The organism is Faecalibacterium sp. AM43-5AT, assembly GCF_003603345.1.
Taxonomy (GTDB): domain Bacteria; phylum Bacillota; class Clostridia; order Oscillospirales; family Ruminococcaceae; genus Faecalibacterium; species Faecalibacterium taiwanense.
Genome location: NZ_QVGZ01000031.1, coordinates 1 through 1511, shown reverse-complemented (window position 1 = coordinate 1511; position 1511 = coordinate 1). Strand labels below are relative to the sequence as shown.

Annotated in this window: 2 protein-coding genes; both read right to left on the bottom strand. The window is 48.4% G+C overall.

Translation table 11 applies throughout. The annotated features are described in order from the left end of the window. Positions 1-204: 204 nt before the first annotated feature. A complete protein-coding gene (locus DW937_RS14550) occupies positions 205-1101 on the bottom strand; it encodes an IS3 family transposase (protein WP_259299588.1) in 897 nt (298 codons plus the stop codon). A gap of 8 nt (positions 1102-1109) precedes the next feature. Continuing rightward, positions 1110-1298, bottom strand: coding sequence for a hypothetical protein (locus DW937_RS15090; RefSeq protein WP_207666668.1), 189 nt, complete (start codon positions 1296-1298; stop codon positions 1110-1112). Positions 1299-1511: the final 213 nt, after the last annotated feature.

The window sequence follows — 1511 nt, the reverse complement described above, 5'->3', positions numbered from 1 at the left end:
TGAAGTGTACTGAAAATAGTTGTCAGTTTGAAGATTAATTCCTGACAAAGTTGACAGGTTAAACATTATATTCCTAAAAAGGTTGTCAGTTCTGCAAAACTACAACAAAAACTCAATATCCGTATATTTTCTCCCTAAAAACTCATCGCTCGGGGAGCGCCGTGCGGCAAGGGGCGGGAGCACCCGTCCCGACGAGCACATCATTCAATTATACCGATATTCCATAAGAGGGTTTCCTCCTCTGCCTGAGAAAATCTCCATAGGGGTCTTCATTCCCAGTGCCTTGTGCGGTCTGGCATTGTTGTACATCGCAACGGATTTACTGACGGCTTCCTCTGCCTGTCTGAAGTCCATATCACCTTCATTGAAGAGCCATCCGTTCTTCAGGGTGTTGTTCATCCTCTCGGCCAGGGCATTGTGAAGCGGGTCTCCCGTCTGGGTCATGCTGATTCTGATGCCTTGTGAAAGCAGCAGGTCCGTGTACTGCTTCGAGGCATACTGCACACCGCGGTCAGAGTGGTGTATCATGCCCTCCGTACTGATTCCGTAGGCACGGTAGGTCTCAAGAGCCATGTACATGGCTTTCAGCGGTCCCTCCGCATCCAGACTCCTGCTAAGGCAATATCCCACTATGTATCTGCTGTAGGCATCGGTCACCAGTGAGAGATAGGCAAAGCCTTCTCTGGTGTAGATATAGGTGATGTCCGCCACCACAAGCCGGCCATTGCCCGCAGGTGTGTACTTGGGAGAAGTGTTTACAAGATCCCTGTAAAGACGGTAACCGTGTCTGGAGTCCGTAGTACGCGGACGATACCTTGTCCGCCTGAGCATGAGCGAGTTGGAACGGAGCACATTGTAAAACCTGTCCCGTCCTATGGTAAACTTTTCCCTGAAGTATTCACGGCAGAGTGTGTAGAGTTCCCGGCAGCCCGCTTTGGGAAGACGTTCCTTCTGGCGGACGTACAGGCAGTACAATACAATGCTGGCAGAGAGTATGTCAGCCTCGTTTGAGGCATAGTCATGCTTGTAGTATCCCTGTGCTGATATGCCAAGCAATCTGCAAAGCGGACGCACGCGATAACGGCGTCCGCCTTGAGACAGGCCCCGGATTACTTGGCACCGGAGTTTTTTCTTACAGGAATGTTATAGGTCTTTTCCGCAAGGTCGATCATGTAGTCGTAGGCGTCACGGGCCATGTTGGACTGCTTCAACTCTACTTCCAGGGACTTGATTTTCCGCTCGAGCTCATGAATACGGTCATGAAGCTCCTGTTCCGTCTGACTTAGTTTCTTGCTCATAATGGGACTTGGTTTATCTTCAATCCCAAAGATACGAAGCCAGCGGCTAATTGTGGTACGTTTCAGACCTTTTTCACGTTCAAATTCACTGTGATTCTGAGAAGAACACATGTATTCTTCCAGATAAGACAGACATTCTGCTTTTGAATACTTTCGATTTTTACGCATGTTACTAAATAAATTGTGTCAACTTATTTAGTACACTACAGTTTT